The following is a 261-nucleotide window of genomic DNA, read 5'->3' as shown; positions in this document are numbered from 1 at the left end:
CGCAACCGCCAGCGCTGCCGCCATGGCGAGAGCCCGGCGGAACGGGCGGATGGATAGTGGTGGCACGGCGCCCAGCTCAGGCCGTCAGGCCCAGCAGGGACATCCGCCGCGAGTGGTTGCGCGTGAGCTGGCTGAACAGTTCACGGACCTGGGAGTCGTACTCTTCGTTGCTGAGCGCGTCGGCCAGCCCCTTGGGGAAGGCCCGCTCAATCACCACGCGCTGGGCCTGGGTCAGCGCTTCGCCGACGAGCCGACGGCCCC

General features: G+C 70.9%; 1 protein-coding gene. It reads right to left on the bottom strand.

Annotation, left to right across the window (positions count from 1 at the left end):
• Positions 1–76: 76 nt before the first annotated feature.
• Positions 77–261, bottom strand: a 185-nt coding sequence (locus tag RTN46_RS16840) for a ferritin-like fold-containing protein (RefSeq protein WP_312183163.1), incomplete at its 5' end; no start/stop codon positions are given.

The sequence above is a fragment of the Arthrobacter sp. genome, from assembly GCF_031988865.1.
Taxonomy (GTDB): Bacteria; Actinomycetota; Actinomycetes; order Actinomycetales; family Micrococcaceae; genus Arthrobacter_B.
Note: the sequence above shows the minus strand (reverse complement) of the source record. Positions and strands in the feature narration are given on the sequence as shown.